6 protein-coding genes are annotated in these 3,023 nt (G+C 47.7%); all 6 read right to left on the reverse strand.

Features of this window, described 5'->3' with window-relative positions:
- Positions 1-13: 13 nt before the first annotated feature.
- Positions 14-337: a DUF4133 domain-containing protein gene (locus ACMP1L_RS09170; RefSeq protein WP_005776857.1), complete on the reverse strand. Its 324-nt coding sequence runs from the start codon at positions 335-337 to the stop codon at positions 14-16.
- A 3-nt stretch (positions 338-340) separates the two neighbouring features.
- Positions 341-637 carry a DUF4134 domain-containing protein gene (locus tag ACMP1L_RS09175; RefSeq protein ID WP_007843736.1) on the reverse strand — a complete coding sequence of 99 codons (297 nt, stop codon included), beginning with the start codon at positions 635-637 and terminating at the stop codon, positions 341-343.
- 184 nt (positions 638-821) lie between these two features.
- The gene (locus ACMP1L_RS09180) at positions 822-1,481 is read right to left on the reverse strand and encodes a DUF4122 family protein (RefSeq protein WP_118391759.1); all 660 of its coding nucleotides are present in this window, start codon (positions 1,479-1,481) and stop codon (positions 822-824) included.
- Positions 1,469-1,843, reverse strand: coding sequence for a DUF3408 domain-containing protein (locus ACMP1L_RS09185; RefSeq protein ID WP_117652427.1), 375 nt, complete (start codon positions 1,841-1,843; stop codon positions 1,469-1,471). The genes ACMP1L_RS09180 and ACMP1L_RS09185 overlap by 13 nt, the downstream gene beginning before the upstream one ends.
- 2 nt (positions 1,844-1,845) lie before the next feature.
- The gene (locus ACMP1L_RS09190; protein ID WP_418452780.1) at positions 1,846-2,283 is read right to left on the reverse strand and encodes a DUF3408 domain-containing protein; all 438 of its coding nucleotides are present in this window, start codon (positions 2,281-2,283) and stop codon (positions 1,846-1,848) included.
- Positions 2,284-2,288: 5 nt separating this feature from the next.
- A partial coding sequence (locus ACMP1L_RS09195; RefSeq protein ID WP_418452781.1) for a ParA family protein occupies positions 2,289-3,023 on the reverse strand: 735 nt, incomplete at its 5' end.

Consider the following 3,023-nt stretch of genomic DNA (forward strand, 5'->3'; position numbering starts at 1 on the left):
TTCAATACACTTCTCATTTCTTTCTCTTCTTTTTGGTTAATGCTCTGAATATTCTGCGACGGGCTGACAAATAGCGCGGATGGCGTTTTTCGGCCAGCATCTTCATCAGCCCGTGCTCACCGTAGCGGGCATTCATGCGGAAGGTCAGCCATACGGCCAGGGTACCGGATACCGCCCCGAAAGACAGGCATACCAGCTGGCTGACACCGGCCATATACAGGACAACCACCGCAAGAAAGACCGATACAAGGCCTCCGGCAAAAAAGAACAGGTACTGTGATTTCAAGCCCTTGAACTCAATCGGACGGCCTGCTCCTTTGTTGATACGGTAATCCATGGCTTACAGGAAGAAGGAACGGAGAATGGTGGCGGCCACAATCAGGAAGATGCAGGCGAAGAACCAGCTTGCCGCAGTCTTGGACGTATCCGGGTCACCGCTGCTGAACTTGCCATACGTCTTGATACCGCCGACCAGACCGAGTACGGCTCCGATGGCATAACACAATTTGGTGGCCGGATCGAAATACGAAGTCATAAGGCTGGTAGCCTCATTGATGCCGGCAAGACCCTGTCCCTGTGCGAAGGCACCTGCCGCTGCCAGCACACACAATACTGAAAATAGGATTCTTCTCTTCATTGTCGAATCATTTTGGGGTTTGACATAAATTTTGAATTCGACTGCAAATATATAAGGCTTAAACCGCTGTGATACAACACCGTCATCAGGTGTCACCAGATGTCATCAGATGTCATTCAGGAAGCCTTACAGACATAAAAAAAGCATCCCGAAAAGATTTCCAGGATGCCTGAATATATCGGTGTCAGATATATTTCCGCCACTCGTCAGACGGTTCATTCCCATCCTTTACTTTAAGCGGTCTGGGATTGCCGTCCTCATCAAGATACCTGTCTATCAGTTCCTCTACAATCGCGGAATTCTCCATATTGGAAAGGAACACATCAATCAGGCTGGTCTGCCTGATGGAGAACAGGACACGGGCCGCCTGCATGGCCTTCTCATGGTCGGCTTCATCCTGATGTGTCAGATATTCGCCGAGTACTTCCATGTCCCTGCTGGACAGAACAGGTGATACGGATTCCACTTCGGGAGACTCCGCATCAAGGTCTTCCTGGACTTCCTGCAGGAGTTTCATCTTATCCAGCTGAAGGTTGCATTCCACATCTTCCTGCTGCACATCCTCCTCCTCACCGATAAAATTCCTTTCAAGTGGCTGGCTCATGAAGGGAGTGGCAGTCTTTCCGGCATTCTCGTCCAGATAGACATAACGGGTACTTCCCATCACTTCTGCATCTGAAACCGCAGATTCCGTTCCGGCAGCTTCTTTATTTTCCTTCTTCACGCAAGGTTTCCCATAAAGCAGGGTACAAACAGTTTCGATACGCCTTCTCCAGCCATACACGCTGTACAGCAAATAGCCTATACAGACAATCCGTACACAGAAGTATATCAGTTCTTCCATAAAGAATCCTTATAGAGAAAACATTCAAGTTCATTCTTCAGCAATTCTCCGTGGCGTTTCAAGTGCTCCTCCACGATATTGCTCACATAGACTGAAACACTCATGCCGGGAGCCATAAACGGAATAAGGCGGCTTGCCTTGTTATACAAACCGCAACGGATACGAATCTGACGTCCTTTCCCGACTGGAGTATCGTTCAGATACACACGGCTATATTCGGGAAAGCAGTTCGCTATTCCTATTTTCTCATTCAACTCTCTGACTTGTCTTTTCAGTGAACAAATCTTATTGGACAGTAAATAAACGCAACATAACAGCAGACCGCAAACCAATACGGCAACAGTCAATACAATCCATATCATTTTCAGAATGTTTTTGGGGTTTTTCGGCGAAACAGCTCGCCAAGCTCTTCACTGTAAGTCTCAAGATGGTGTGCCAGCACATTATCCAAAAAAGCGGGCACACTCATGTCATCACTCAGAAGGGGAAGGATACGGGCCAGCCTGCAATACATGTCATAGCTGATATAGGTCTGCTTTCTGTGTACGGACTTCTTTCTGTCCAGAAACAGTTCCTTATACATTTCCACCTTCTCTTCCAGTCCGGGATCGGCGCGTATCGTTTTCTGGGACTTTTCCTGTCCCTGTGTCTTTACATCCGGTACATTTTTTTCCTTTTCTGTGACAGGAAGAACATTCTCGCCGACATCAGTTCCAGATTTACCGCAGGAAATGGATTCACTGGCCATCATGTCTTTCAAGGCATCCTCGTCCACCTTGAATATCTCTCTTTTCTTTGCCATAGCCATTATCCCGGAAATATGATACGTTCCATCTCCTGGGCAAACGCCTCAAGACGGCTGTCTTTCAGTAGTGATTCGGAAGGAGGAAGAAGGGTGCAGCGGAAATGCTGCCTGGAAGAAGGTGTCATTTCCTTGTTGAAGCGTTCAAGATCCGGAAGTACGGTTTCAAAGACCTTCAAACCCATACGGAGCACTATTGCATTATACATTACATACAGTTCCTTGGAAGTACGGCTGTCCATACGGTTCCAGAATAAACGTATGTCTTTCAGGGGAGCTTCCGGATGCTGTCCGATAAAATCCTGAACGGTCGATACAAAGGAAAGGCTGCTCTGCATGACCATACGGTCCTTTACAATGGGAGTGAAAATGAAATCCATGTTCATGACGGACTCAAATACACCACGGGAGTTCACCGTTCCGGGAAGATCGAAGAATATCAGGTCATAGTCGCCTTCCAGTTTGCCGGGAATCTCTGCGGCTGCCTCCGGAGTAGAAGTGACGATCGGATAGGCCTTACGGGAACCGTCTTCAAACTGACGACAGAAAAGTCGCTGGTGATACTCGCTTTTTTCAAGGTTCTTCAAATCCCTTCCCCTTAGTTTTTCCAGACTGAACTGGGGATAGTCACAGTCAACGACAGCAACTTTCAGACCTCTTACATAATTAAAATAACTGGCAAGAACCGCTGTTACCGTGGACTTGCCCACACCGCCTTTCTGATTGCTGAAGGCGACAAG

This window comes from Ventrimonas sp., from assembly GCF_048380235.1.
Taxonomy (GTDB): domain Bacteria; phylum Bacillota; class Clostridia; order Lachnospirales; family Lachnospiraceae; genus Brotaphodocola.